General features: G+C 69.8%; 19 protein-coding genes and 2 pseudogenes. 15 read left to right on the top strand and 6 right to left on the bottom strand.

The window, feature by feature from the left end; genetic code table 11:
• Positions 1 to 21 precede the first annotated feature (21 nt).
• Complete coding sequence (locus tag ACH4TV_RS43060; protein ID WP_398406859.1) at positions 22 to 1,794, top strand: serine/threonine-protein kinase; 1,773 nt, start codon at positions 22 to 24, stop codon at positions 1,792 to 1,794.
• Between the two features lie 103 nt (positions 1,795 to 1,897).
• Positions 1,898 to 3,301 carry a M28 family metallopeptidase gene (locus ACH4TV_RS43055; RefSeq protein WP_398406858.1) on the top strand — a complete coding sequence of 468 codons (1,404 nt, stop codon included), beginning with the start codon at positions 1,898 to 1,900 and terminating at the stop codon, positions 3,299 to 3,301.
• Positions 3,302 to 3,429: 128 nt separating this feature from the next.
• Here the strand turns inward: ACH4TV_RS43055 and ACH4TV_RS43050 are convergent.
• Positions 3,430 to 3,657, bottom strand: a pseudogene (locus ACH4TV_RS43050) (SLATT domain-containing protein); the annotation flags it as partial.
• Positions 3,658 to 4,351: 694 nt separating this feature from the next.
• Here ACH4TV_RS43050 and ACH4TV_RS43045 point away from each other — a divergent pair.
• Complete coding sequence (locus tag ACH4TV_RS43045; RefSeq protein WP_398406857.1) at positions 4,352 to 9,271, top strand: ricin-type beta-trefoil lectin domain protein; 4,920 nt, start codon at positions 4,352 to 4,354, stop codon at positions 9,269 to 9,271.
• Positions 9,272 to 9,364: 93 nt separating this feature from the next.
• Entirely contained in the window at positions 9,365 to 10,696 is a 1,332-nt protein-coding gene (locus ACH4TV_RS43040) for a hypothetical protein (protein ID WP_398406856.1), read from the top strand.
• Between the two features lie 61 nt (positions 10,697 to 10,757).
• Here ACH4TV_RS43040 and ACH4TV_RS43035 read toward each other — a convergent pair whose 3' ends face one another.
• Positions 10,758 to 11,513: an SLATT domain-containing protein gene (locus ACH4TV_RS43035; protein ID WP_398406855.1), complete on the bottom strand. Its 756-nt coding sequence runs from the start codon at positions 11,511 to 11,513 to the stop codon at positions 10,758 to 10,760.
• 345 nt (positions 11,514 to 11,858) lie between these two features.
• On the opposite strand from ACH4TV_RS43035, the gene ACH4TV_RS43030 reads away from it, so the two are divergent.
• The 4 genes from ACH4TV_RS43030 to ACH4TV_RS43015 all read left to right on the top strand — a co-directional run bounded on the left by ACH4TV_RS43030 (position 11,859) and on the right by ACH4TV_RS43015 (position 14,328).
• Positions 11,859 to 12,206: a YbaB/EbfC family nucleoid-associated protein gene (locus ACH4TV_RS43030; RefSeq protein ID WP_398406951.1), complete on the top strand. Its 348-nt coding sequence runs from the start codon at positions 11,859 to 11,861 to the stop codon at positions 12,204 to 12,206.
• A gap of 112 nt (positions 12,207 to 12,318) precedes the next feature.
• Complete coding sequence (gene recR, locus ACH4TV_RS43025) at positions 12,319 to 12,918, top strand: recombination mediator RecR (protein ID WP_398406854.1); 600 nt, start codon at positions 12,319 to 12,321, stop codon at positions 12,916 to 12,918.
• The gene (locus tag ACH4TV_RS43020) at positions 12,911 to 13,570 is read left to right on the top strand and encodes a DUF5063 domain-containing protein (RefSeq protein WP_398406853.1); all 660 of its coding nucleotides are present in this window, start codon (positions 12,911 to 12,913) and stop codon (positions 13,568 to 13,570) included. Before recR ends, ACH4TV_RS43020 begins: the two co-directional genes overlap by 8 nt.
• A gap of 257 nt (positions 13,571 to 13,827) precedes the next feature.
• The gene (locus ACH4TV_RS43015; protein WP_398406852.1) at positions 13,828 to 14,328 is read left to right on the top strand and encodes an SgcJ/EcaC family oxidoreductase; all 501 of its coding nucleotides are present in this window, start codon (positions 13,828 to 13,830) and stop codon (positions 14,326 to 14,328) included.
• Here ACH4TV_RS43015 and ACH4TV_RS43010 read toward each other — a convergent pair.
• Together ACH4TV_RS43010 and ACH4TV_RS43005 are read right to left on the bottom strand one after the other, a co-directional pair.
• Positions 14,325 to 15,668: a sensor histidine kinase gene (locus ACH4TV_RS43010; RefSeq protein WP_398406851.1), complete on the bottom strand. Its 1,344-nt coding sequence runs from the start codon at positions 15,666 to 15,668 to the stop codon at positions 14,325 to 14,327. The genes ACH4TV_RS43015 and ACH4TV_RS43010 overlap by 4 nt on opposite strands.
• Positions 15,665 to 16,393, bottom strand: a complete 729-nt coding sequence (locus tag ACH4TV_RS43005) for a response regulator transcription factor (RefSeq protein WP_398406850.1) — start codon at positions 16,391 to 16,393, stop codon at positions 15,665 to 15,667. The genes ACH4TV_RS43010 and ACH4TV_RS43005 overlap by 4 nt, the downstream gene beginning before the upstream one ends.
• A 220-nt stretch (positions 16,394 to 16,613) precedes the next feature.
• Here ACH4TV_RS43005 and ACH4TV_RS43000 point away from each other — a divergent pair, with 220 nt between their 5' ends.
• The 4 genes from ACH4TV_RS43000 to ACH4TV_RS42985 all read left to right on the top strand — a co-directional run bounded on the left by ACH4TV_RS43000 (position 16,614) and on the right by ACH4TV_RS42985 (position 21,234).
• A complete protein-coding gene (locus tag ACH4TV_RS43000; protein ID WP_398406849.1) occupies positions 16,614 to 17,894 on the top strand; it encodes an aspartate kinase in 1,281 nt (426 codons plus the stop codon).
• Entirely contained in the window at positions 17,894 to 18,979 is a 1,086-nt protein-coding gene (locus ACH4TV_RS42995; protein WP_398406848.1) for an aspartate-semialdehyde dehydrogenase, read from the top strand. The genes ACH4TV_RS43000 and ACH4TV_RS42995 overlap by 1 nt, the downstream gene beginning before the upstream one ends.
• A 330-nt stretch (positions 18,980 to 19,309) precedes the next feature.
• Complete coding sequence (locus ACH4TV_RS42990) at positions 19,310 to 19,975, top strand: SigE family RNA polymerase sigma factor (protein ID WP_398406847.1); 666 nt, start codon at positions 19,310 to 19,312, stop codon at positions 19,973 to 19,975.
• Between the two features lie 185 nt (positions 19,976 to 20,160).
• Positions 20,161 to 21,234 carry a hypothetical protein gene (locus tag ACH4TV_RS42985; RefSeq protein WP_398406846.1) on the top strand — a complete coding sequence of 358 codons (1,074 nt, stop codon included), beginning with the start codon at positions 20,161 to 20,163 and terminating at the stop codon, positions 21,232 to 21,234.
• Between the two features lie 69 nt (positions 21,235 to 21,303).
• Here ACH4TV_RS42985 and ACH4TV_RS42980 read toward each other — a convergent pair whose 3' ends face one another.
• Both ACH4TV_RS42980 and ACH4TV_RS42975 read right to left on the bottom strand, forming a co-directional pair.
• Positions 21,304 to 22,110, bottom strand: a complete 807-nt coding sequence (locus tag ACH4TV_RS42980) for an SURF1 family protein (protein ID WP_398406845.1) — start codon at positions 22,108 to 22,110, stop codon at positions 21,304 to 21,306.
• A gap of 67 nt (positions 22,111 to 22,177) precedes the next feature.
• Positions 22,178 to 22,588, bottom strand: coding sequence for a nuclear transport factor 2 family protein (locus ACH4TV_RS42975; RefSeq protein WP_398406844.1), 411 nt, complete (start codon positions 22,586 to 22,588; stop codon positions 22,178 to 22,180).
• Between the two features lie 129 nt (positions 22,589 to 22,717).
• Between ACH4TV_RS42975 and ACH4TV_RS42970 the strand changes: the two genes are divergently transcribed.
• The 3 genes and pseudogenes from ACH4TV_RS42970 to ACH4TV_RS42960 all read left to right on the top strand — a co-directional run bounded on the left by ACH4TV_RS42970 (position 22,718) and on the right by ACH4TV_RS42960 (position 25,273).
• Positions 22,718 to 24,538: a S9 family peptidase gene (locus tag ACH4TV_RS42970; protein WP_398406843.1), complete on the top strand. Its 1,821-nt coding sequence runs from the start codon at positions 22,718 to 22,720 to the stop codon at positions 24,536 to 24,538.
• Between the two features lie 360 nt (positions 24,539 to 24,898).
• Positions 24,899 to 25,073: pseudogene (locus ACH4TV_RS42965) on the top strand (transposase); the annotation flags it as partial.
• An 11-nt stretch (positions 25,074 to 25,084) separates the two neighbouring features.
• The gene (locus tag ACH4TV_RS42960; RefSeq protein ID WP_398406842.1) at positions 25,085 to 25,273 is read left to right on the top strand and encodes a hypothetical protein; all 189 of its coding nucleotides are present in this window, start codon (positions 25,085 to 25,087) and stop codon (positions 25,271 to 25,273) included.
• Positions 25,274 to 25,343 lie beyond the last annotated feature (70 nt).

Below are 25,343 nucleotides of genomic sequence, written 5' to 3'. Positions count from 1 at the left end.
GTACGGGGAGGCGGCGCGGTCATGGAGAAGCTCCGGGACGGGGATCCGGTGCGGATCGGGGCGTACCGGCTGGTCGCCCGGCTCGGTGCGGGCGGGATGGGCCACGTGTATCTCGCGCGGTCCGAGCGGGGGCGCACCGTCGCCGTCAAGCTCGTCCGGCGGGAACTGGCCGAGCAGGACGAGTTCCGCGACCGGTTCCGGCAGGAGGTCGGGGCCGCTCGCCGGGTCGGGGGCCGCTGGACGGCGCCCGTCCTCGACGCCGACACCGAGGCAGACGTCCCGTGGGTCGCCACCGGGTACATCGCCGGGCCGAGCCTGCGACAGGTCGTCGGGCACGACCACGGGCCGCTGCCCGAACGCTCGGTACGCGTCCTCGCCGCCGGGCTCGCCCACGCCCTCCAGGACATCCACACCGCCGGGATCGTCCATCGCGACCTCAAGCCCACCAACGTCCTGGTCACCATCGACGGACCCCGCGTCATCGACTTCGGCATCGCCCGCGCCCTGGAGAGCGTCACCGACGGCGGCCTCACCCGCACCGGCGCGCTCGTCGGCTCCCCCGGATTCATGGCCCCCGAGCAGGTACGCGGCGACCGGGTCACCCCTGCGGCCGACGTCTTCTGCCTGGGCTCCGTCCTCGCGTACGCCGCCACGGGCGCCCTGCCCTTCGGCGCGATCGGCAGCGGGGCCCACGCCCTGATGTTCCGAATAGCTCAGGAGGCGCCCGACCTGGCGGGCATCCCGGAGGGCCTCGCCGGCCTCGTCGGCGACTGCCTGCGCAAGGACCCGGCCGAGCGCCCCACCCCGGAACAGATCCTGGAACGTACGGGGGTGTCGGCGGACGCCATCGCCGACGGCTACGAACGGGACACCTGGCTGCCGGGCCCCCTGGTCGCCCAACTCGGGCGCCACGCGGTGCGGTTGCTGGAGGCGGAGGAGCCCTTGGGCGAGCGGGACACGGGGGAGCGGGAGAGCCCGGAGGATTCGGAAGTCTTCGCGGGCAGGGAACCGGCCCCCGAGGCCCCACCCGAACACGCGCCACCCGAGCACGCTCCACCCGCCGCGCCGCCCACCCCTCCCGCCCAGGACCACCCCCAGCACCACCCGCACCCCTTCGCTCCGACCCCCGGCGGCAGCCAACGGCCCCCTGCCTGGCCCGGGGACCTCACGCTCGAAGCGCATGCCGTCCCGGCCGCGTGGAGCAGCGCACCCGTGTACTCGCCCCCACCCTCCACGGTGGGGTCCTTGCGCGCGCCGAGACCGGTCAGAAGAACCCGGCTGTCGGTGGCGCTCACCGGCGCCGCCCTGATCGTCACCCTCGCCGCGGGCGCCTCCGTCTTCACCCTGCTCAACGGCGCCGACGACACCCCGCCCCCACTCCCGGGCCCCACACCGGCCTCCGACCGGCCGCCCTCGCCGCAGGCCGGCGCCGTCCCATCCGGCTACCTCGGCACCTGGACCGCCTCGATCGACAACTCCGGGGGCCACAACACCCGTCGGCTGACCATCACCCAGGGCGAGGTCGGCGACACGGTACTGAACCTGGTCGCCACCGGGCCCACGGACACGGGCGCCTACCAATGCGTGTTCGTCGCCACCCTGGCCGAACAGCCGTCGGACGCCGCCCTGTTGAGGATCGGCCCGTCACGAGTCGCCTCCGGCGAACCGGCCTCCTACTGCACCCCGGGCGCCCCCACCACCCTCACCCTGCTCCCGAACGGCACGCTGCAACGAGTGACGGCGGGCACCGGCGAGAGGCTGACGTACGAGAAGGAGAGCGACGCGGGGAACTGAGGACGGCGCTCCGTCAATTACTGTCCGGCCAGGGCCTCTTGCGCTCGTCTTGACGCGTCCACAACCATGGTGGGGTCCGTTCGCACCGGCCACGGGAGAACACATGCGCTCCAGCATTCCCAGCAGGAGAACGGTTCTGGCCGCGACGGCGGCAGGGAGCGCGGCGGCGCTGGGAGGCGCGGCCCCGGCGGAGGCGGCCTCGGAGGACACACGGCCGCCCGCCACCGCCCAACGCCCGACCCGTGAACTCCGCGCCCTCCTCCGGGAGATCGACCCGGCACGCATCGAGGCGACGGTCCGCAAACTGGTCTCCTTCGGCACCCGGCACACCCTCTCCGTCCAGGACGACCCGGTGCGGGGGATCGGCGCGGCGCGGGACTGGATCGCGGCCGAACTCCGTTCCTACGCCGCCGAGTCGGGCGGCCGGATGACGGTGGAACTCCAGTCGTACATCCAGGAACCGGCGAGCCGTATCCCGGTGGCGACGCGCATCACGAACGTGGTGGCGACCCTGCGGGGCTCGGCGACCCCGGAGCGCGTGTACGTGGTCTCCGGGCACTACGACTCCCGGGTCACGGACATCATGGACGCCACCTCGGACGCACCGGGCGCGGACGACGACGCGTCGGGCGTGGCAGTGGCCATGGAGCTGGCGAGGGTGATGTCGAAGCGCCGCCCGGCGGCGACGATCGTGTTCGCGGCGGTGGCAGGGGAGGAACAGGGGCTGTACGGGGCGGCGTACATGGCACAGCAGTACAAGTCCGCCGGTACGGACGTCCAGGCCATGTTCACCAACGACATCGTCGGCAGCTCCAAGGCGGACGACGGCACCGCGGACCCGTACACGATCCGCCTGTTCGCAGAGGGGGTCCCTTCCTCGGAGACGGCGGAACAGGCGGCGGTACGTCGGTCGGTGGGCGGCGAGAACGACTCGCCGTCACGGCAGTTGGCCCGCTTCGTCAGGGACACGGGGGACAACGACGCGACGGGGATGCGCGTACGGGTGGTGTACCGCCGGGACCGCTACCGTCGGGGCGGGGACCACATCCCGTTCCTGGAACGCGGCTACCCCGCCGCCCGCTTCACGGAACCGGCCGAGGATTTCGCCCACCAGCACCAGGACGTACGGGTCGACGAGACCGGCAAACAGTACGGAGACCTGCCGGAGTTCTGCGACTTCCCGTTTGTCGCCCGGGTCGCGAAGGTGAACGCGGCTGCCTTGTGGACGCTGTCCCAGTCCCCGGGCACCCCGCGCGGAGCGAAGATCCTGACGTCGACGCTGACGAACGCGACGCAGCTGGTGTGGACGCGGGATGCTGAGCCGGACCTGGCGGGTTACGAGATCGTCTGGCGCGAGACGACGTCCCCGGAGTGGACCCACGTCGTCGCGGTGGGTGACGTGACCTCGCACGAGCTGGACCTGTCCAAGGACAACGTGTTCTTCGGGGTACGGGCGGTCGGCGCGACGGGGCTACGAAGCCAGGTGGCGTTCCCGGCGCCGGGGTAGGCCCCTCTTTCCAGCCCGTCCGGCGTTTGAGGACGAGGCCCGTTCAGGGCCGTGGCGGGGGTCTGGGGGCGCAGCCCCCAGGGATGGGACGGGTAAGGGCGGCGGGGGCGAACACCTCACGGCGACACTCACCGCGCCTCCGGCGGCCTCTGCCGGGGCATGTTCGGCCGCGCCCCCGGCGCGATCCCGAACCGTCCCTGGTGCACCGTCGCGTCCTGCCGCGGCACCCCCATCCCCGCCGACTGGATGCCCAGCGGCGCGGACCCCGTCCGGAACTCAACCATCCAGTCTGCCGTCTCCGACCGCACCAGCTCCGTCACGTCCTCCGAGAATCTGCGCAGTACGCCGAGACAGCGGAATACGGGGAATGCGGGGTAACCGGCCCCCGACGCCCCACCCGAGCACACAACTCCGGGGGCCACAATACCCGCCGCCTGACCATCACCCCGGGCGCCGCCACCACCCTCACCCTGCTCCCGAACGGCACGCTGCAACGAGTGACGGCGGGCAGCGGCGAGAGGTTGACGTACGAGAAGGAGAGCTGAACGCCAACGGCCGGAGTGGGTGCGACTTCTGGTCAATTAATGGCGGAGAACGCACCCCGTGCACACCTCTTCTTCACATGTCCCCCATGGGTAACTCCCGCCCCTGAGTGCGGAGTTTGCATGTGCCGTGCTGTCCGGAGCCGTGCAAATGGTTTTCCGTTCCGCGCCCCGGACGTCGAGGTCACCCCTTGTCATGCCCTGTCGGCCTGTGGCTATGGTGAGCGCCGCGCGTTGACGTGAGGGCCTTGACCACGCCCCTGCCGTGACGCGTGCACGTCATTCGGTGGCCCGGGGGAACTGTGCCGCCACGGGGGATTGGTTCGTCATGCCGCGATGCCGGCTCGTTGTGAACGCCTACTTGACCACTGCTGTCTGCGGCCCTTTTTCCCGCACCGGGACGGCGAGCTGACCCGCGCGTGTCCCACCCTCCCTCTCTTCGGGCGGCCCAGGCAGTCACCCCTGTCTGTCTGCCTGCTCTCACTCGCCTTCTACAAAGGATTTGCTTTTGCGCTTCAGACCGGGATTGCTCAACCCCAGATCACGAACCTCCGCCACGTTCACCTCCGCCGTCACGTCCGTAGCAGCCCTGGCCGTCCTCGGTGGACTGGCCGTCCAGCCCGGCCTGCTCGGCCGGGACGCGGCACAGCCTGTCGCCGCGACGGGAGACTCGTACGACGGCTTCGACACCAAAGCGGCCGAGCAACTGCGCGAGGACCAGTGCGTGGCCGCCTATGGCCTGCGCAAGGGCGGGCCCAACCTGTTCGCCCTCGCGCAGAACGCCGTCGGGCTGCCTGCCGATCAGCTCCACCAGAAGCTCCGTCGGGACCTCGCAGACTCCACCACCCCGCTGCACCAGGCATTCAGCGCGGACAGCGCCAGCAGTAAGCAGTGGGACGACAAGATGTTCGCCCAGGAGTTCGCGCTTACCAACGCCGTCACCGGCTTGAGTTTCTACCCTGGCGAGCCTGACGACGAGTTCAAGATCTACGAGCAGACCGGGCTGCAACAGTGGGTGTCGCAGTCGTACAGCAGCTCGATCGACTTGTTCTCCCCGTTCTACGATCCGTCGCCCACCGCCGACGACAAGACGAAGGCCGCCGCGCTCGCGATCGGCGACCCGCTGTACACCACCGGGGGGACACCGACGGAGCAGCAGGCGTGGAAGCTGTGGAAGAAGAACTCGGGGAAGATCGAACCCGATGTGCTGTTCGTTCCCAGAGTGTTCGCCGATGACGCCCGTATCTTCCTGGCCTCCGGCGGCTTCCCCCGTACGGCCCCGGCCGCGGACACCCCGGAGTTCCGCATCGCGGTCGAGGACCTGAAGGCCCGCTTCGCGTCGTGCGCGTGGCACGCACCGATCGACCCGAACCGGGTTCTCGGCAAGGAGGTGGCGCAGGCGTCCGCCGAGTGGCAGCGGGAGATCGCCTCGCAGGCCACCCAGCGGCAGCAGATCCTCACCGCCGGCCTCAACGCCACGAACGCCTTGCGGGACGGCACGTTCGCCCTCGGGCAGACCCTCGGCCAGTCATGGCTCGCGGACTACTCCACTCGCTGGCAGGACTACTGGTCGGCGGGCGGGCTGGGCTGGATCGGCGACAGCCCCGTGACGATCGAGGTGCCGGGCGCGAAGGGCAACTGCCTGAAGGTCAAGGGCGGTGCCAAGACCAACGGCACACCGGTCCATCTCTTCACCTGCGACGCCGGCGCGTCCCAGCAGTGGACGCTCGAAGGCAGCGAGGGTGACCTCCGCCTCCGCAACGTCGGCTCGCAGAAGTGTCTGGACGTGGCCGGGAACAACGCGGCGAACGGCACGAAGATCGTGATTACGGACTGTTACAAGTCCGCGGGGCAGTCGTGGAAGGGCGACGTCCGCGCCACCTCGCCCCTGAGGAGCGTGACCACGGGCAAGTGCCTGGACCTGAGTGCGCTCACCAAGGGCACGGACACGCGGCTCTGGGACTGCAAGGACACCAGTGCGCAGAAGTTCCTGATCAAGCCGTCCGGCCACAAGGGCATGGACAGTGCCGTGTACCCGAAAAAGGCCGAGTTCGACAAGGCGAAGAAGGTCGTCGCCGACGCCCAGGCGGCGGCGAAGAAGCAACTGGCCACGATCAGGACCCAGTTGGAGAACGCCAAGAAGGCGGCCACCGCGTCCGACGCCGCCGAGCAGGCCGCGTACGGCATCGCGGACGGCGCCGGTGCCCCGCGGGGCCGCGGGCTTCTGGTCGGTCAGCAGAAAGCACAGGTCACCAAGGCGACGGTGGCGGCGCTGACGGCGACGGTGAAGGCCGGTGAGACCGCCGAGGCCGCGACCAGGGCAGCCGCGGCAGACAGCGAGACGATCGCGCAGCGGGCTCACGCCCAGGCAGCGCAGGTCGCCGCCGAGTTCCGTAAGGAGGCCGCGCACGCGGCCGAGTTGCAGGCGAAGGCCGCGGCGGACGCGGCCAAGCTGCACCGGGACAACGCCAAGAAGGACAAGGAGACGGCGGAGGCGAAACTCGCCGTCGCGGTGAAGGCTGAAGCGGACGCGAAGGTGGCCGCCGCCGACGCGCGCGCCAAGCGGCTCGCGGCCGAGGCCGAGGAGAAGACGGCCAAGGCGGAGAAGGACACCGCCACCGCCAAGCAGATCGAGGCCAACCAGCACAAGCAGAACGCGCAGGCCGAGGCCGCGAACGCGAAGGACGCCAAGGAGAAGGCCGAAGCCTCCGAGGCGACCGCGACCGCGCGGAAGAACGACGCGGTGACGGCCCGCGACAGGGCCCGCGATCTGCGGGACGACGCCTGGGACGCCGAGCAGAAGGCGGACGCCTCCCGTGCGAAGGCGGACGCGAAGGAGGCGTTCGCCCAGGCCCACGAGTCCGACAGCAGCGCGGGGGAGTCCAGGGCGGCAGCGGACGCGGCCTCCGCGCACGCGGATGACGCCGAGGCAGCTGCCGGCCGTTCCCGGGTCGCAGCGGACGCTGCCACCCAGGCGGCAGCCGAGGCGGATGCCGCGGCCACCCGCGCCGAAGCGGCCGCCAAGCGCTCCCGCTCGAACGCGGACGCCGCCCAGGCCGCGAAACTGAGGGCCGACGCCGCCGTCGCGACGGCGACCAGCGCCGTGGCCGACGCCATCACGGCGTCTCAGCACGCCTCCTCCGAGGCCAGGACGGCCGTCGAGCTGGCGGACGAGGCGCAGAGGCTGGCCAAGACCGCCAAGTCCCAGGCGGACGAGGCGAACAAGGAGGCCGCCAAGGCCCTGGCCGCCTCGGCGAAGGCCGCGGGCTTCGCCCATGTCACCGCGCAGGCCGCGGTCGACGCGGGCAACGCCGCCGCCCAGGTCGCCAAGCCGGCCAACGACGCGATCGAGCTCGGCTCGCCCTACGTCACCACCGACTCGGCCGCCGGCCTGGTCGTGCTGGCCGGTCAGGCGGCGAAGTCGATCGCCGCACAGCAGCAGGCCGTCGCCGACGCCCACGCCAAGAACGCGCAGGCGGAAGCAGCAGCGGCCAAGAACCTCGCCGAACAGGCGACGGGCGACACGAAGATCGCCTACCAGCACGCGGCCAACGCCGCCGCCCACGCGGCCACCGCCCGCACCTACTCCAAGGAGGCCCTCGGCTACGCGGCCGACGCGGCCAAGGCAGCCTCACAGGCGACGGCATCTCTGGCTCGCACCATCGAGTACGACCGTCAGGCCACCGCCGACGCGACCGCCGCCGACCAGGCAGCCGGACGCGCCGAGGGCTACGCCAAGGACGCCCGCGCCGCCGCCGACCAGGCAGCCCTCGACGCCCAGGCCGCCCGCGACGCCGCAGCCACGGCCGAGCAGTCCGCCAGGGACGCCCGAGCCGCCGCCGACCGCGCCGACACCGCCGCCACGGAGGCGGAACAGGCGGCGAAGGACGCACTGAAGTACGCCCAGGAGGCGCAGAAGGCAGCAGAGGAAGCGGCACGCAACGCCGCGAACAAGCAGGTCTCCACCGGTGCGGGCACCGGAATCGGCGGTACCTGGTACGTCGTCGACGAGGACACCCTCGACATCACCGACACCAAGCAGAAGAACGACTGCGTGATCGAGGTTGGCTTCGAGGGCTGCACCGTCACGTTCCTGGTCACGTTCAACGTGACCGTCGACTTCTTCCTCTGCAACAACCCCGATGTACCGGCCTCCGCCAGTGGCTGCCCGTCAGAGGACACGCTGCTCCTGGAAAGCAAGCCCCTCAAGGGCTTGGAGAAGGAGATCACCCAACACTTCACGAAGCTGCAGCTGATCCAGCAGACCCTCATGTACCAGGTCATCAAGGCGGTCCTGGTCCAGGACTTCGTCGACTGCTGGCACGGCAGCGGCAGCGGCTGCGCCTGGGCGGCGAGCAACTTCGTCCCCGGCAAGGCGTTCGCAACGGTTGCCGAGGCGATCCGCGCGCTGGACGCCGCGATGAGGACAGGCATCGGCGTCACCGACGCCTTCAAGGCGTTGAGGGCCCTCGACCTGGACCCCGCGACGCTGTCCAAGATCGAGAGCACAGTCAACACCTACGAGGACGTGGTGGCGGCGTGCAGGACCAACAGCTTCCCCGGTGACACCCGTGTGCTGATGGCAGATGGCAGCCACAAGGCGATCAGCGGAGTACGCCGAGGTGACCGCGTGCTGGCCGAGGCCCCCGGCACCGGCCTGCTCCGGTCGGAGCCGGTGACGGACACGTTCCGGCACTACACCGAGCACATGGTGGACATCACGGTCGGTGGCGGTCTGTTGACCAGCACGATCGGACACCGGTTCTTCGTCGTCGACCGGGGCTGGACCATCGTCTCCGACCTGCGGGTGGGCGATCGGCTGCGCACCCCGTCCGGGACGGTCCAGACCGTGACGGCCCTCCGGGACCGCACGGGCCTCGCCCCTAGCGAGGTTTACGACCTCACGGTGGACAGGACGCACACCTTCTTCGTGCGCACCCACGGCGTGGCAGAGCAGGACGTACTCGTCCACAACTGCACCAACATCCTCGGGGACGAGGGCATTGCGGGGGCGCACACCAAGGCGAAGCACATCAACGGCGACGCAACGGCTGCGTACAACAAGGCGCAGACGGAAGGCATCGTGACGAAGTGGGCGGACGAAGCGACCGCCGTGAGCGCCGTCGACGACGCCTTCAGGGAGTGGATTCAGCAGCCGGGCAATGCGGCGAAGCTGGAAGCCTGGAAGATTCGCGAAGCCAAGAAGCAGTCGAAGCCGGGCTACTTCTTCGTCGCAGAGGACGACACACTCCCATTCAAGTGGACGCTCAGGGACAGAGGGTCGCTCGGCACCGTATTTACGAGAGGCGGAAGCCGAGCCGGAGAGGCCGCGAGTAACACGGTTCAGATCGTGTTGAGATACGTGGGCAAGTCCCACAAGCCGAGCAAGTTCGTCGTCTACACGTCCTTCCCGCTCCCGAAGAGCTGACAGCAGGGCGCGTATCCGACACACGGGCACCCCTCTGCCACCAGGGGTGCCCGTTCCCCTGTCATCTGTGAGCAGAGAGTGAGGAGGGTCTCCGTGGTGAATCCACGCGAGTTGTACTACGCGGACTATGAGGAGGACTTCGGACTGAGCGGGCTGGCGGGGAAGCTGCCGGAGCTGGGCACCCGGACGGGGTCCTTCGACGTGTCGGCGGTCCTGAGCCTTGCCACCGAGCAGGTCTGCGGCCAGGACGAAGACGACCAACTGGGCTTGGACGTACGGAAGCTGCTCGCGTCCAGCCTCCCGGCGGAGGTCTTGCACAGGGTGTGGCTCGCCGCCACCCGCGGCTGCTTCGACCCGGTCGGTCATGGCATGGACGGGCGTACGTGGCTGCGTCGGCTAGCCGATGTTTGTCCGGTCCGTACGAGGGAGGAGCCGAGCCCTGCCGTGACGAGCCTCGCGCCGGTGGTCGCGGAGGAGGAACTGCGGGGGGCGGTGCTGCGGGAGATCGGTTCTGTGGCGGACACCCTGACCCGTGCCGTCGCGGTGCCGCACATCGCCCCGGCCGTGGCGGCCGTCGTGACCGAGGCGGACGCCGACCTCGGACTCCGCCTACTCCTGCGAGTGTTGAAGGCGTACGCGGTGCCGGTGGAGAAGGAGCAGTACGACCGCCTACTGGCACTCGGGGACCTCCTTGCCTACCCCGGGAGGGCCGTGTTCGAAGAACTTCACGTACGGTGGCCGCCTCTTGACCCGGGTCGGCGCGACTTCGTGTTCGACTTCGGGCTGTCGGCCCTCACCTCGCTGTTCTCGGGCTCATGGCAGTACGAGGGCACCGTGCGGGAGAACATCGAGCGGCTGGTTCTCGCGGACGCGGGTCTGGCTCCCGGCTCACAGGCGGCGGTCCTGCTCGACGACGTGCTCCGGTTGCGGGAGTCTCCGCTGTCCACCGACACGATCACCACGCTGTGGCAGGCTGCGTCGAACGGCAGTCTCGGCGGGGGCATTGACGCTGAGGGTCGGGACTGGCTCGGGCAGATCGTGGACGTGTGCCGACAACGGCTGCGTGAGGTTGCGCCTGCGTACGAGGCCGCGCCTTTCGTGCCGCGTACCTACCCTGTCGGCCTGACGGAAGAGGTGCGGGGGGAACTCAGGGAGGTGGTGCCTGCGCTGGCGGTGCGCACGGCCAACTCGTACGACCACGACATCACCGACTCCACCGTGACGAACGCCCTGGAGCAGGTCGTCGACCTGGTCGATCCCGACCTGGGGTTCCGGCTGTTTCTCCGGGTCCTGGACGCGTTGTCGGTGCCGCTCACGCGGGGGCAGTGCGGGCGGTACGTGTCGATCGGGGAGGCATTCGGGTACGGGGGGGACCTCGTCAGTGGGGTCGAGGCGTGTCGAACCTTCTCAGGTCCTGGTGCATGAAGTCGCAACCCCGTCAGGTAATCCCTGACGGGGTTTCTTCGTTACACACGGGCCATCTACCTCACCGCGCCTCCGGCGGCCTCTGCCGGGGCATATTCGGCCGCGCCCCCGGCGCGATCCCGAACCGCCCCTGGTGCACCGTCGCGTCCTGCCGCGGCACCCCCATCCCCGCCGACTGGATGCCCAGCGGAGCCGACCCCGTCCGGAACTCGACCATCCAGTCCGCCGTCTCGGACCGCACCAGCTCCGTCACGTCCTCCGAGAATCTGCGCAGTACGCCGAGACAGCGGTCGGCGGCCTCGCTGGCCGTTCCCTCCGTCGGGCCCAGTACTTCGCGCACGCTCTCGGAGGCCCACTCGAACTGGAGCACCTGAAGCCGCCGCTGTACGGCCTGTGCGGTGGCGACATCCCTTATCCACCCCGAGGTGACCCCGAAGAACCGGTCGATGCCCACGCACGCCACCCCGAGCAGCAGCGCCAGATACCCCCAGGCGGCGACCCCGCTCATCAGGCCCGTGAGGCCGAGCAACGGCAGCGCGGCCCCGGTGATCGCCCCGAGCGCGGCGCCCGTACGCAGTGCTCGCGCGCACCGCCGCTTCCACACCCGGTCCGCGAGGTACCAGGCCGCCGTCTCCAGGGCGCCCTGTTCCACCCACCGGTACAGCTCGTCGAGGCGCGGCGCGGGCTCGCCCCAGTCGCCGAGGGGGAAGGGGCGGCCGGTGAGGTCTCCGGGCCGGAGCCCGGCGGGAACGTCGCTCCGCCCCTCCGGGGGCGGTCCCTGGGGCGGCCCATCGGGCTGCATCTCCGGCTGGCTCACCCGGCACTCCCTTAACTGAGCAACTTAGCTACTGAGCAACTGAGCTATTGCGCTGCTTGCAACTGAGCAGACCGACCCACGATTCATCACGGTGCGTGACACCGTACGGGCGCCCGCGTGACCCTTGATGCTGTTGTGAACCTGTCGTGCCGCCCCCTTCCTACCGCCCAATGGGTGGCGGTAACCGGGCTTTCGTTTCTTTTCCGCTCGGAAGAAGTCCTTGATCAGGTATAGGCCAGGGAACCGGCTCACTCGAAAGAGTGCTGCGGCGACGCCCGCGCCGACCACGTAGGCTCAGGCTGAACGCCAAATTCGTAGGTGAACGACGCGAAAGAGGAGCTGATCGTGATCCCCGGTGGTGGCCAGCCCAACATGCAGCAGCTGCTCCAGCAGGCCCAGAAGATGCAGCAGGACCTGGCGAACGCGCAGGAGGAGCTGGCGCGGACCGAGGTCGACGGGCAGGCGGGTGGTGGCCTGGTCAAGGCGACCGTGACGGGCGGCGGTGAGCTGCGGGCCCTCAAGATCGACCCGAAGGCGGTCGACCCGGAGGACACCGAGACGCTGGCCGACCTGATCGTGGCGGCCGTACAGGCGGCGAACGAGAACGCGCAGCAGCTTCAGCAGCAGAAGCTGGGCCCGCTGGCGCAGGGTCTGGGCGGCGGCGGAAGCGGTATTCCGGGCCTGCCGTTCTGACGTTCGCACCGCGCGCCCCCCGTCCCGCCTTCCTCAGGTGGGCAGCGGCCAACTACGGTACGTACAGCAGGCACGAGGCAACCGTTGTACCGATGCACGGAAAGGCAGTCCGTTGTACGAAGGCGTGGTCCAGGACCTCATCGACGAACTGGGGCGACTCCCCGGCGTCGGTCCCAAGAGCGCGCAGCGGATCGCCTTCCACATCCTCCAGGCCGAGCCGACGGACGTACGGCGGCTGGCGCACGCGCTCCTCGAAGTGAAGGCCAAGGTCCGCTTCTGCGCGACCTGCGGAAACGTGGCACAGGAAGAGCTGTGCAACATCTGCCGGGACCCGCGACGCGACCTGTCGGTCATCTGCGTGGTCGAGGAGCCGAAGGATGTGGTCGCGGTCGAGCGGACGCGTGAGTTCCGGGGCAAGTACCACGTCCTGGGCGGCGCGATCAGCCCGATCGAGGGTGTCGGTCCCGACGACCTCCGGATAAGGGAACTCCTGGCCCGTCTCGCCGACGGTGTGGTCACCGAGCTGATCCTCGCCACGGACCCCAACCTGGAGGGCGAGGCCACGGCCACGTACCTCGCCCGCATGATCAAGCCCATGGGCCTCAGGGTCACCCGCCTGGCCAGCGGCCTCCCGGTGGGTGGCGACCTGGAATACGCGGACGAGGTGACTCTCGGCCGCGCCTTCGAGGGGAGACGACTCCTAGATGTCTGACGCCACGCTGCACAACACGACGCAGGATCCCGACGACTTCGCGGTCCAGATCGCGGACCAGGTCGAGAGCTTCCTGGTCGCCGTCACGGAGGTCGCGAAGGGCGAGGACCCCGACTCGGCGGTCCCCTTCCTCCTCCTGGAGGTCTCCCAGCTCCTGCTGGCCGGAGGCCGTCTCGGCGCCCACGAGGACATCCTCCCGGACGAGCGCTACGAGCCCGACATGGGCCCGGAACCGGACGTGGACGACATCCGCGAACGCCTGGCGCTGATGCTGGACCCGGTGGACGTCTACTCGGAGGTCTTCGACCCGTACGAGCCCCGCAAGGCGCCCGTCCCGGCCCGTATCTCCGACGACCTGGCCGACGTCCTCGCCGACCTGCGCCACGGCATGGCCCACTACCGCGCGGGCCGCACCACCGAGGCGCTGTGGTGGTGGCAGTTCTCGTACTTCTCCAACTGGGGCTCGACCGCCTCGGCGACCCTCCGCGCCCTCCAGTCCCTGGTGGCCCACGTCCGCCTGAACCAGCCCCTGGAGGAACTGGACGGCCTGGACACGGACCAGGACCTCGGCGACGAGGCCCTGGCGGAGGCGGCCGGCAAGGTGATGGCGGAGGAGATCGCGGAGCCGCTGGGCCTGCGGACGGTGAAGTAAGAGCGGGCACGTGAAGTAAGCGGCACGTGAAGTAAGAGGGGGGAAGAGGGGGTTGGGCGGACGCCCGACCCCCTTCGGCGTGTCCGGGGGCGACTTCATGGCGTGACGAGGCGGTCGCCGTATGTGAGTTGGAGTCGTCCTTCCCGCACCCTGTACGTCCGCTGCACGGGCGCTAACCAGCGGAAAGCGAAGCTGGAGTCACTTCCACCGCAGGAGACGCGGAGGAAGGAAACCACCCCAGCCGCACAGGAGTTGCGATGACCCGCAAGACCCGCATACGCGCCGCCCTCGTCACCGCCACCGCCCTTGTCACCGCAGCCACGGTGACGGTCGGGGTCAGTGCGGCGGGTGGCGAATCGAAGCCGGCGAAGCCCACCAAGAAGCAGATCGCGGCCCTGTTCGACGGCTGGAACAAGACCCTGCAGACCGGCGACGAGGACAAGGTCACCGCGCGGTACGCGGACGACGCGGTGCTGCTGCCGACGGTCTCCAACAAGATCCGTACCAACCACACCGAGATCGCCGACTACTTCCACCACTTCCTGGAGAACAAGCCGGTCGGCACGAAGACCAAGACGATCATCAACGTCCTGGACAACAACTCGGCGATCGACACCGGCTCGTACTACTTCATCCTCACCGACCCGAAGACCGGCGAGAAGAAGAGAGTCGACGCCCGCTACACGTACGAGTACGAGAAGCGGGGCGGCCAGTGGCTGATCGTCAACCACCACTCGTCGATGATGCCCGAGGGCTAAGCCCCCCGCTGCGCGGCCCGGAGGGTGATCCGGACGCACAGTCCGCCGCCGGGCGCGTCCGCCAGGGTCACCGTTCCGCCGTCGTCCGTCACGAGTTGCTTGACGACGGCGAGGCCGAGGCCCGAGCCGGAGCGCCCGGTGAGGCCCTGGCCGCGCCAGAAGCGGTCGAAGGCGCGGGACTTCTCGGCGTCGGACATGCCGGGACCCTCGTCCGCCACCGTCAGTTCCATCTCGTCCCCCCTGGACTGGGCCCGCACGGTGATCGTCCCGCCGTCCGGTGAGACCTCCAGGGCGTTGGAGAGCACGTTGTCCAGTACCTGGTCCAGATGACCGGGGCTGGCCAGCACAAGCAGCCGGCCGTCGACACCCCATCCCCCCATGAGCGCGATGGTGACTCCGCGCTCGTCGGCGGCCGGCCTCCACACCGCCAGGCGCTCGTCCACGATGTCCCGCAGGGACAGCGGTTCCGCCGCCGTGACCTTCGCCTCGGCCCGGGCCAGCACCAGCAGCCCGTTGACCAGGCGGCTCATCCGGACCACCTCCGCCGTCGCCTGCTCCACGTCCTCCCGTACGAAGTCGTCGTCGGTGCCGTCCGCGATGTTGTCCAGCGACAGACGCAACGCCGTGAGGGGCGTACGGAGTTGGTGCGAGGCGTCCGCCACGAAGATCCGCTGCGAGGCGACCAGGGTGTCGAGGCGCTCCGCACCCTGGTTGAGGGTGCGGGCCAGGGTCTGTGTCTCCGGCGGGCCCGTCACCTGCGAGCGTGCGGTCAGGTCGCCGTCGCTGAACTTGGCGGCCATGCCGTTGAGTTCGCGGAGGGGGGCGGTGATACGGCGGGCGGCGATGGCGCCGATGGCGGCGGCAGCCGCGAGGACCAGCACGGCGAGGCCGGCCCGGAAGCCCCAGATCTGCCACAGCCGCTTCGTCATGTCCGAGGTCGAGTAGACGATCCGTACGGCCGCGTCGTCCTCGGCGGGGACGGTGACCGTCAGGTGCTTGCCCCACACGAAGGCCGAACCCCAGTCGGTCGTCGGCTTCTTGTCCTTCACGGCCCGCGTCAGCGCCGCGTCCGCGACAGGCTTCGGCAGGTCCGGGGCGCAGCGGTCGGTCCGTGTCGCCTGGACGGTGTCGTCGTACGCCCTGGCCACCTTGGTCAGGGCCTCGCAGGACGTACTGTCGCCGTTGCCCAGCAGCAACGCCATGGTCTGGGCCTCGCGCAGGACGGACTGCTTGGTGTCGTCCCGCAGTTGGGTGGTGAGCGTGAACGCCACCGGCACCGTGAACAGCAGGATGGCGACCGCGACGAGCAGGATGTAACTGCGGATGAGCTGCCGGTTCATGAGGCGCCCGAGCCCTTGCCCGTGTCGTCCTTCTCGCTCTTCTCGCTCTTGTCGTCCTTGGCGATCTCCAGGCGGAAACCGACCCCCCGTACCGCCTCGATGACGATCGCGCCCTTCAGTTTCCGCCGCAGCGCCGCCACATGGACATCGAGCGTCTTGGTCGGCCCGAACCAGTTCGCGTCCCAGACCGCTTCCATGATCTGCTCGCGCGACATCAGCGCGCCCGGCTCCTCGGTGAGGAAGGAGAGCAGGTCGTACTCCTTGGGCGCGAGGGCGATCTCGTCGCCGTCGAGGCGGACGCGGGCGGCCTTGCGGTCGATCGTCAGGCGGGTGCCGTACGCGTCGGGGCCGGCCGCGGCGGCATCGGCGCGCGGCTGGGCACGTCTCATCACCGCCCTTATGCGCGCGATGACCTCTCGTACGCCGAAGGGCTTGGAGACGTAGTCGTCCGCGCCGAGCTCCAGGCCGACGACGCGGTCCGTCTCGTCGCTGCGGGCGCTGATGACGATGATCGGGACGTCACCGCGAGCGCGTAGCGCCCGGCAGACGTCCAGGCCGTCGGTGTCGGGCAGGCCGAGGTCGAGCAGGACGACGTCGTACGGTTCGTCGTGGCTGAGCGCCGCGCCGCCCGTGGACACCCATGCCACCTCGAAGCCGTAGCGCAGCAGGCCACGACGCAGGGACTCGGCGACCGGTTCATCGTCTTCCACCAGGAGTACGCGCACAGCCGAACCTTAGTCCTTGGTCCTTGAAACTTAATTCACAGGCGTTACGCGTATCCCGCGAACGGATGGGCAGGAGCCGTTCCGAGCGGCCGTAGATCCCACCGGTGATCGCTTGGTGAGCGGGACATCTCACCATGCGATACCCCGTAAAGGGTTTTCGGCCGCTCGTTAGACTGAGTCGACCGCAGACGGACCGAGACGGACTGAGCGAGGAGCGCACGTGGGCCTTGTCGTGCAGAAGTACGGAGGCTCATCCGTAGCCGATGCCGAGGGCATCAAGCGCGTCGCCAAGCGAATCGTGGAAGCGAAGAAGAACGGCCACCAGGTGGTCGTGGTCGTTTCCGCGATGGGCGACACGACGGACGAGCTGATCGATCTCGCCGAGCAGGTGTCTCCGATGCCTGCCGGGCGTGAGTTCGACATGCTGCTGACCGCCGGAGAGCGGATCTCCATGGCGCTGCTGGCCATGGCGATCAAAAACCTGGGCCACGAGGCCCAGTCGTTCACCGGTAGCCAGGCGGGTGTCATCACCGACTCGGTCCACAACAAAGCCCGGATCATCGACGTCACGCCGGGCCGCATCCGGACCGCGCTCGACGAGGGCAACATCGCCATCGTCGCCGGGTTCCAGGGCGTCAGCCAGGACAAGAAGGACATCACCACGCTGGGGCGCGGGGGGTCCGACACCACGGCTGTGGCGCTGGCGGCCGCGCTCGACGCCGAGGTGTGCGAGATCTACACCGACGTCGACGGCGTGTTCACCGCCGACCCGCGTGTGGTGAAGAAGGCCCGGAAGATCGACTGGATCTCCTCCGAGGACATGCTGGAGCTGGCCGCGTCCGGTTCCAAGGTGCTGCTCCACCGGTGTGTGGAGTACGCCCGCCGTTACGACATCCCGATCCACGTCCGCTCGTCCTTCTCCGGACTGCCGGGCACGTGGGTCAGCAACGAGAAGCCCAAGTGGCAAGGGGACCAGCAGGTGGAGCACGCCATCATCTCCGGAGTCGCCCATGACGTCTCCGAAGCCAAGATCACGGTCGTCGGCGTCCCGGACAAGCCGGGCGAGGCCGCGGTGATCTTCCGTGCCATCGCGGACGCCGAGGTCAACATCGACATGATCGTGCAGAACGTGTCGGCGGCCTCGACGGGTCTCACGGACATCTCCTTCACCCTCCCCAAGTCCGAGGGCCGCAAGGCCATCGACGCCCTGGAGAAGGCGAAGGGCGCGATCGGCTTCGACTCGCTGCGCTACGACGACCAGATCGGCAAGATCTCGCTGGTCGGCGCGGGGATGAAGACCAACCCGGGCGTCACCGCCTCCTTCTTCCAGGCGCTGTCCGACGCGGGCGTCAACATCGAGCTCATCTCGACATCCGAGATCCGCATCTCGGTGGTGACCCGCCAGGACGACGTCCCCGAGGCGGTCCGCGCCGTGCACAGCGCCTTCGGCCTCGACTCCGACAGCGACGAAGCCGTCGTCTACGGAGGCACCGGCCGCTGATGGCCGGTACTCGATCGACTGCCGGTCCCCGATCGATCGCGCGCCCGACGCTCGCGGTCGTGGGAGCGACCGGCGCCGTCGGCGCGGTCATGCTCCAGATCCTGTCCCAGCATGCGGACATCTGGGGTGAGATCCGCCTGATCGCCTCCCCGCGCTCGGCCGGCCGCAAGCTGTCCGTGCGCGGCGAGGAGGTCGAGGTCATCGCGCTGTCGGAGGAGGCCTTCGACGGCGTCGACGTCGCCATGTTCGACGTACCCGACGAGATCGCCGGGCACTGGGCCCCGGTCGCCGCCGCCAAGGGCGTTGTCGTGGTCGACAACTCCGGCGCCTTCCGGATGGACCCCGAGGTCCCGCTGGTCGTGCCCGAGGTCAATCCGCACGCGGTACGGCAGCGCCCGCGCGGGATCATCGCCAACCCGCACTGCACGACCCTGTCGATGATCGTCGCCCTGGGCGCACTGCACGCCGAGTACGGACTGCGCGAGCTGGTGGTGTCCACGTATCAGGCGGTGAGTGGGGCGGGCCGGGCCGGCGTCGAGACGCTGCGCCGGCAGCTGTCCCTGGTCGCCGGTACGGAACTGGGGACCAGCCCCGGCGACGTACGGCGGGCCGTGGGCGAGGGGACGGGGCCGTTCCCGGAGCCGGTCGCGCTGAACGTCGTACCGTGGGCCGGGTCCGTGCGGGCGGACGGCTGGTCGTCGGACGAGATGCAGGTCAGGGACGAGTCCCGCAAGATCCTGGGGCTGCCGAAGCTGCCCGTGGCCGTGACGTGCGTACGCGTCCCGGTCGTCACCGCGCACGCCCTGACCGTGCACGCCCGCTTCCAGGGCGAGGTCACCGTCGCCGGCGCCCGGGAGATCCTCGCCACCGCGCCGGGGGTCGTCCTGTTCGACGACCCGGAGGCGGGGGAGTTCCCGACCCCCGTGGACGTGGTCGGTACGGACCCCACCTGGGTCGGCAGGGTCCGGCGGGCGCTGGACGACCCCACCGCGCTGGAACTCTTCGTCTGCGGTGACAACCTGCGCAAGGGAGCCGCCCTCAATACGGCACAAATCGCCGAACTGGTGGCGGCCGAGCTGTCCTGACCCGCCCTGACCCGCCCTGGCTCACCCTGACCTGCCGTTGATCTTGCCGAAAATCACCCTGGTGATGGCAGAAAACGTTTGTAGGATCAAGGTGAGAACTGTGCTCTTTCGCGTTCGAAGATTTTGCTCCCCGCTCTCCCGCAACCACGAGGAGGGCGGGGAGCGTCTTTGCGGTCGCCCTTCCGGGGCGTAGGGGGCGCGCGATCACCATGGATTTAGGGGAAGAGCGGGACGCATGAGGGCTATTGGGGCACTCCCGGCTGTGTCGTACGACGCAAAATCAATGCCGGATGCGTACAACCCTGACGGGGGGAAGCGTGTCCAACATGCGTGGCAGAGGTACTGGACTTCAGAGCGGCGACGCGCGGCACAGCCCTGCGTCCACCGCGCCGACCCCGTCCGCCCGGTGTTGCCGGCGGCATGCCGGTGATCGCGCCGATGCCCGCAGCGCGGCCGGCCCGCATACCCAACCAGCGCGAGGGCGGCGACGAGAGCGCGACGGCGGGCACGACGGTCGACCATCTGACCGAGACCTACCGCGCCCACTACCGCTCCCTCCTCGGCCTCGCGGCGCTGCTCCTCGACGACACCGCGTCCTGCGAGGACGTCGTCCAGGAGGCCTTCATACGGGTCCACTCGGCGCGCAAGCGCGTCCGTGACCCGGAGAAGACGCTCGCGTATCTGCGCCAGACGGTGGTGAACCTCTCGCGCTCCGCGCTGCGCCGCCGCATCCTCGGCCTGAAGCTCCTTTCCAAGCCGATGCCGGACATGGCGAGCGCGGAGGAGGGGGCGTACGACCTGCTGGAGCGCGACTCCCTCATCAAGGCGATGAAGGGCCTCCAGCGCCGTCAGCGCGAGGTCCTCGTCCTGCGCTACTTCGCGGACATGACCGAGGCCCAGGTCGCCGAGACGCTGGGTGTATCGCTCGGCTCGGTGAAGGCGTACGGCTCGCGGGGGATCGCCGCGCTGCGCATCGCCATGGAGGAACCGGTATGAGCGACCGCGCGGACGGGACCCCGAACGACGGTTTCCGGCCCGAGGAATTCCGGACCGGTAGTGTTCCGAAGCAGCGAGAACGCAAGCAGCAAGAACACGAGCAGCAAGAACACGAGCAGCTGGAACAGAAGCATCAAGAACAGAAGCAGCAAGAGCACAAGCGACCGCATGCTGGGAACGGAACTGTGAACCACGGCCCCGACGACCAGAGCCTGGATGGGCTCGACTCGGAAGAGCTGGCACTGCGCAGGATGCTGCATCAGGCGGTGGGCGCCATCGAGCCCACCGACGCCGTGCTGGACCATCTTCGACGCGCGGTGCCCGCCCGACGGGCCCGCAAGCGGCACGCCGCCATCGGTATGGCGGCCGCCGCCCTCTTCATCGGCACCGCCGTCCCGGCCCTGCTGCACGTCTCGAACGCCACCGGCTCCGACCCCTCCGTCATCGCGGGCCACGGCTCGCAGGCGGGGGACGACGAGGACAAGGGCAAGGGCCCGGACGGTGGCGAGAGCACCTCCGGGGGCGATTCCGGCACCGTCGGTGACGGCCCGACGAGCGTCCCCTCGGCCAGTGCGACGGGCCCCGACACGAACAGCGGCAGCACCGGTACGACCGGGAGCACCGACTCGGCGCCCTCCTCCGGGTCCGCGCCCGTCTGTGACGCCGCCCAGCTGGGCTCGGCCACCGGGTCGGCCAACGGCGCCGACACCACCGGCGTGGCCTACGGCACGTTCCGCGTCGTCAACGTCTCCAGCACCAGCTGTACGGTCGGCGGTAACGGCTCCGTGTCGACATTCGTGGCGGGCGCGGCCGACTCGGCGAAGGTGTCCACGTCCGACCACACGGCCGGGGACGCGGCCGGCGGTCTGCCCGACCCGTCGCTCTCGGTCAGCGGACTGGTACTCGCGCCGGGTGCGGCCTTCCAGGTGCAGTTCGCCTGGGTGCCCTCGGAGACCTGCCCCACGACCGACGACGGCACCACCGACGGCGGGACCACTGACGGCGGCACGACCGACGGCGGCTCCACGGGCACGCCGTCGCCGACCCCCACACCGACCGAGAGCACCGACTCGAGCACCACTGCCGCGGTCGGCGACACCGGTACCACGACCCAGCTGCTCACGGACGGCGGCACGGCCGACGGCAGCGTGACGGTGTCCTACACGGCGGAGGCCGGTTCGCCCACGGTGTCCGCGACGGTCTCGAACGCGTGCGCGGGCACGGTGTACAAGACCGGGGTCATGGCGGAGACCACGTAGCACCCCGCGAAGTCATACCTGGGTGCTACGTACGCGGTAGCACCCAGGGAGGGGGGCAGGTGGAGAGGGTCAGGCGGAGGCGCCTGCGCGGACGGTCGCGGTCTCCTCGGCGGCGGGTGTTTCGGCGATTCCCAGCTCCGCGTCCCGCAGGAACTCCACCTCGCGGCGCATCAGCCGGAACCACATGAAGACGACGAAGCCCGCGAAGACGAACCACTCGCCGGTGTAGCCGAGGTTCTGGAACGCCTTCAGGTCGAGCCCGGTGTCCGCGGGCGCGGTCGCGGGTACGGCCGTCATCCCGGAGTCGCCCTTGTCGAGGGTGACCCAGGCGTCGTACACGTCGTACGGCACGAGGTTCACCAGCGAGGCCGCGCTGATCGCCGCGGTCTGCCCGGCCGGGAGGCCGCCCGCCGCGCTCACGCCGTTCGACCCGGGGGTCTCGGACGCCTGGAGCGCACCGGTGACGGTGACTTCGCCGGCGGGCGGGGCCGGTGCCTTCGCGGGGTCCGCGGTACCGGGCAGCCAGCCGCGTACGACGGGCAGCGCCTCGCCGCCGTCGGTGCGCAGCAGAGTGAGGACGTAGTAGCCGTTCCGGTCGTCCAACTGGCGGTCCGGGACGAGCAGTTGTTCGCCGTAGCGTCCGGTGGCCGTGGTGCGGTCGCCGGAGGTCTTCTTGTCGACGGGCAGCAGCTCGGCGAGCGGCCGGGCGGCTTCCGTCTGCTCCGCGGAGACCTCTTCGGTGGCGGTCCTGTGGTCCTGCACCCGGTCCTCGAACCGGCTCAGCTGCCACGACCCCATGAACACGCAGAAGGGGATGGCGAGCAGCACGAAGACGTTGATCCCCCACCAACGGGGCGTCAGCAGAAACCGGTACACGCCTTCAAAGGTACGGTGCCGCCGTCCGGCCCCCGCCCGTGGGGTCCGCTCGGTCAGTACCGCGCCGTCAGTACCGCTCCGTCAGCTCTGCCAGGTGGTCGCGGTTCGCCGGGGGCTCGTACGGCTCGGGCCAGAAGTCGGTCATGGAGGTGATGTTCCCCTTCTCGTCGCCGGTGAAGAAGGAGACGGCGGGCATCTCCTCCTGTCCCACGGTGAATATGAGCCAGGTGACGACGTGCCCCGGCTCGGCGACCACGCGCTCGATCCGCAGATGCCAGTCGCTCGGAAACTCCCGGTTGAAGCGGACGAACCGCTCCTTGCCTCTGATCCGCTCCCGGGTCTGGGGCAGCGTGTAGACGACGTCGTCGGCCAGGGTGTCGGCGAACGCGTCCCAGTCCCGGGCCTCGGCGGTGGCCCAGAACCTGTCGACTGTCTTGCGCAGATCGGATGCATCGGTTGCATCGGCTGTGTCGGTCATGCGGCAGAGTCTGCACCTGACCACTGACAATCGGCCCTGACCTGTGGATATGTGCGATCCCTCGTGGAGTTTTCCACAGGCTGGGGACCTCGGCGGCGGAATGTCGTGCCGGGCGGGCAGTATGGGGTCATGACTGAGAGCAACGGGTCCACGCCGAACACGACCGTGCCGGACTGGGAGAAGCGGTTCAGGGCGCCGCGGGTGTCACTGCCGGACTGGGCGGAGGACGCGCCGGACCGGTCCCTGTTCGTGTCCAACGCGACGGGGACGTACGAGCTGTACGCCTGGGACCGCGCGACGGGCGAGCAGCGTCAGGTGACGAACCGGCCGAACGGCACGACCGACGGAGTGCTGTCGCCCGACGGCGAGTGGATCTGGTGGTTCGACGACAAGGACGGCGACGAGTTCGGCGTGTGGCGCCGCCAGCCGTTCGGGGGCGGGACGGAGGGCGCCGGGGACGCGTTGGCGACCCCCGGCCTGGATGCCTCGTACCCGGCGGGCCTCGCGCTGGGCCGGGACGGCCGTACGGCGATCGTGGGGCGCTCGACGGACGAGGAGGGGACGACGATCCACCTGGCGGTGGCCGACGCGTCCCCGGTGGTCATCTACCGGCACCGCGAGTCGGCGGGTGTCGGTGACCTCTCGCACGACGGTTCGCTGATCGCGATCGAGCACACGGAGCACGGCGACGCGATGCACTCGGCGCTGCGCGTCCTGCGCCCGGACGGTACGACGGTCGCCGACCTCGACGACACCAAGGGCGGTGCGGAGGAGCTGGGCCTGGAGGTGCTGGGCTTCGCGCCCGTCGAGGGGGACACGCGGCTGCTCGTCGGGCATCAGCGGCGGGGCCGCTGGGAGCCGCTGGTGTGGGACGTGGTGAGCGGTGAGGAGACGGACCTCGCGCTGGAGCTGCCGGGCGATGTGAGCGCGGAGTGGTATCCGGACGGTTCGGGTCTGCTCGTCGCGCACAGCTTCGAGGCGCGCAGTGAACTGTTCCGCTACGACCTGGGCGACCGTGAGCTGGTGAAGGTGGAGACCCTCACCGGCACAGTCTCCGGGGCGACGGCCCGGCCCGACGGCAGCGTGGAGTACCTGTGGTCGTCGGCGGCGCAGCCGTCGTCGGTGCGCTCGACGACGGGAGCGGTGGTCCTGGACCCGCCCGGGCTGAAGTCGCCGGGTTCGGTGCCGGTGGAGGACGTGTGGGTGGAGGGGCCGGGCGGCCGTATCCACGCGCTGGTGCAGAAGCCGGCGGGGGCCGAGGGCCCCTTCCCGACGGTCTTCGACATTCACGGTGGGCCGACCTGGCACGACAGCGACGCGTTCGCGGCGGGGCCCGCCGCCTGGGTCGACCACGGGTACGCGGTGGTGCGGGTCAACTACCGGGGGTCCACCGGGTACGGGCGTGAGTGGACCGACGCCCTCAAGCACCGGGTCGGTCTGATCGAGCTGGAGGACATCGCGGCGGTCCGGGAATGGGCGGTGACGTCCGGTCTGGCGGACCCCGACCGGCTGATCCTGACCGGCGGTTCCTGGGGCGGCTACCTCACGCTGCTCGGCCTCGGCGTCCAACCCGACGCGTGGACACTGGGCCTCGCGGCGGTGCCGGTCGCGGACTACGTCACGGCGTACCACGACGAGATGGAAGCGCTGAAGGCGATGGACCGCACGCTGCTGGGCGGTACGCCGGAGGAGGTCCCGGAACGCTTCGAGGCGTCCTCGCCCCTGACGTACGTCGACGCGGTGAAGGCCCCGGTGTACATCTCGGCCGGCGTGAACGACCCGCGCTGCCCGATCCGCCAGATCGACAACTACGTGAAGCGCCTGGAGACGCGGGGCGCGGTGCACGAGGTGTACCGGTACGACGCGGGACACGGATCCCTGGTGGTGGACGAACGGATCAAGCAGGTGCGGCTTGAACTGGAGTTTGTGGAGCGGCATTTGGGGGCGTGAGTCAGGGGCCGGCGGGGGAACGGGGTGCGGTGACGACGATCACTCGCCGAACCCTGTCTCCCGCAGAATCTCATCCGCGCGGGCGGACGTGCCGGAGTGCCCGGACCGGCCCATGCCGATGAACGAGGGGCGCGCCGGTCGGGTCGCGGGCCCTATGAACGGCCGCAGGGTTTGTACCACGGCTTCGAGGTCGTCGTCCGGCACGCGGTCGATGAGCGCGTGATTCTGCTCGGGGCAGGACGCACTTCGCGCCCGGCGGCCGAGGACGACCGCCAGTCCCTCCCGCAACCAAAACCGAATCAGCTCGGCCAGTGACTACACCCCGGCAAGGGGAACGATCGGCAGCCGTACCCGAGCGACCTGTCGGACGAGGCGTGGGAGCTGATCCGGCCGGTTATCTCCGGGTGGAAGGGTAAGCACCCGTCGGTCAGCGGTCATCAGGGCCGGTACGAGATACGGGAGATCGTCAACGCGATCCTCTATCAGGCCCGGGTGGGCTGCCAGTGGTGCTATCTGCCGCATGACTTCCCGCCGTACACCGCCGCGGTGTTCGGCTACTTCGGCAAGTGGCGTGGGGAGACGGTCCTGGAGATCGCCGAGGAGAGCGATCCCGGCGGCCCGGAGCCGCTGTCGTCCGCATACCGCCAGATCCTCGCTCTGTTCGCCGTTGGAACACCACGGCCGACGACCCGCACCGGTTTCCTCGTCAGTGAGCCTTTTCCATCCTCAGTCTGAGCTGGCCAGTTGGAGGGTGAGGACAGCTTGGACGAGGCTCGTGATCCGGGTCGTCGAGCATCGGAGCTTG

The organism is Streptomyces sp. NPDC020898 (assembly GCF_044333925.1).
Classification (GTDB): domain Bacteria; phylum Actinomycetota; class Actinomycetes; order Streptomycetales; family Streptomycetaceae; genus Streptomyces.
Note: the sequence above shows the minus strand (reverse complement) of the source record. Positions and strands in the feature narration are given on the sequence as shown.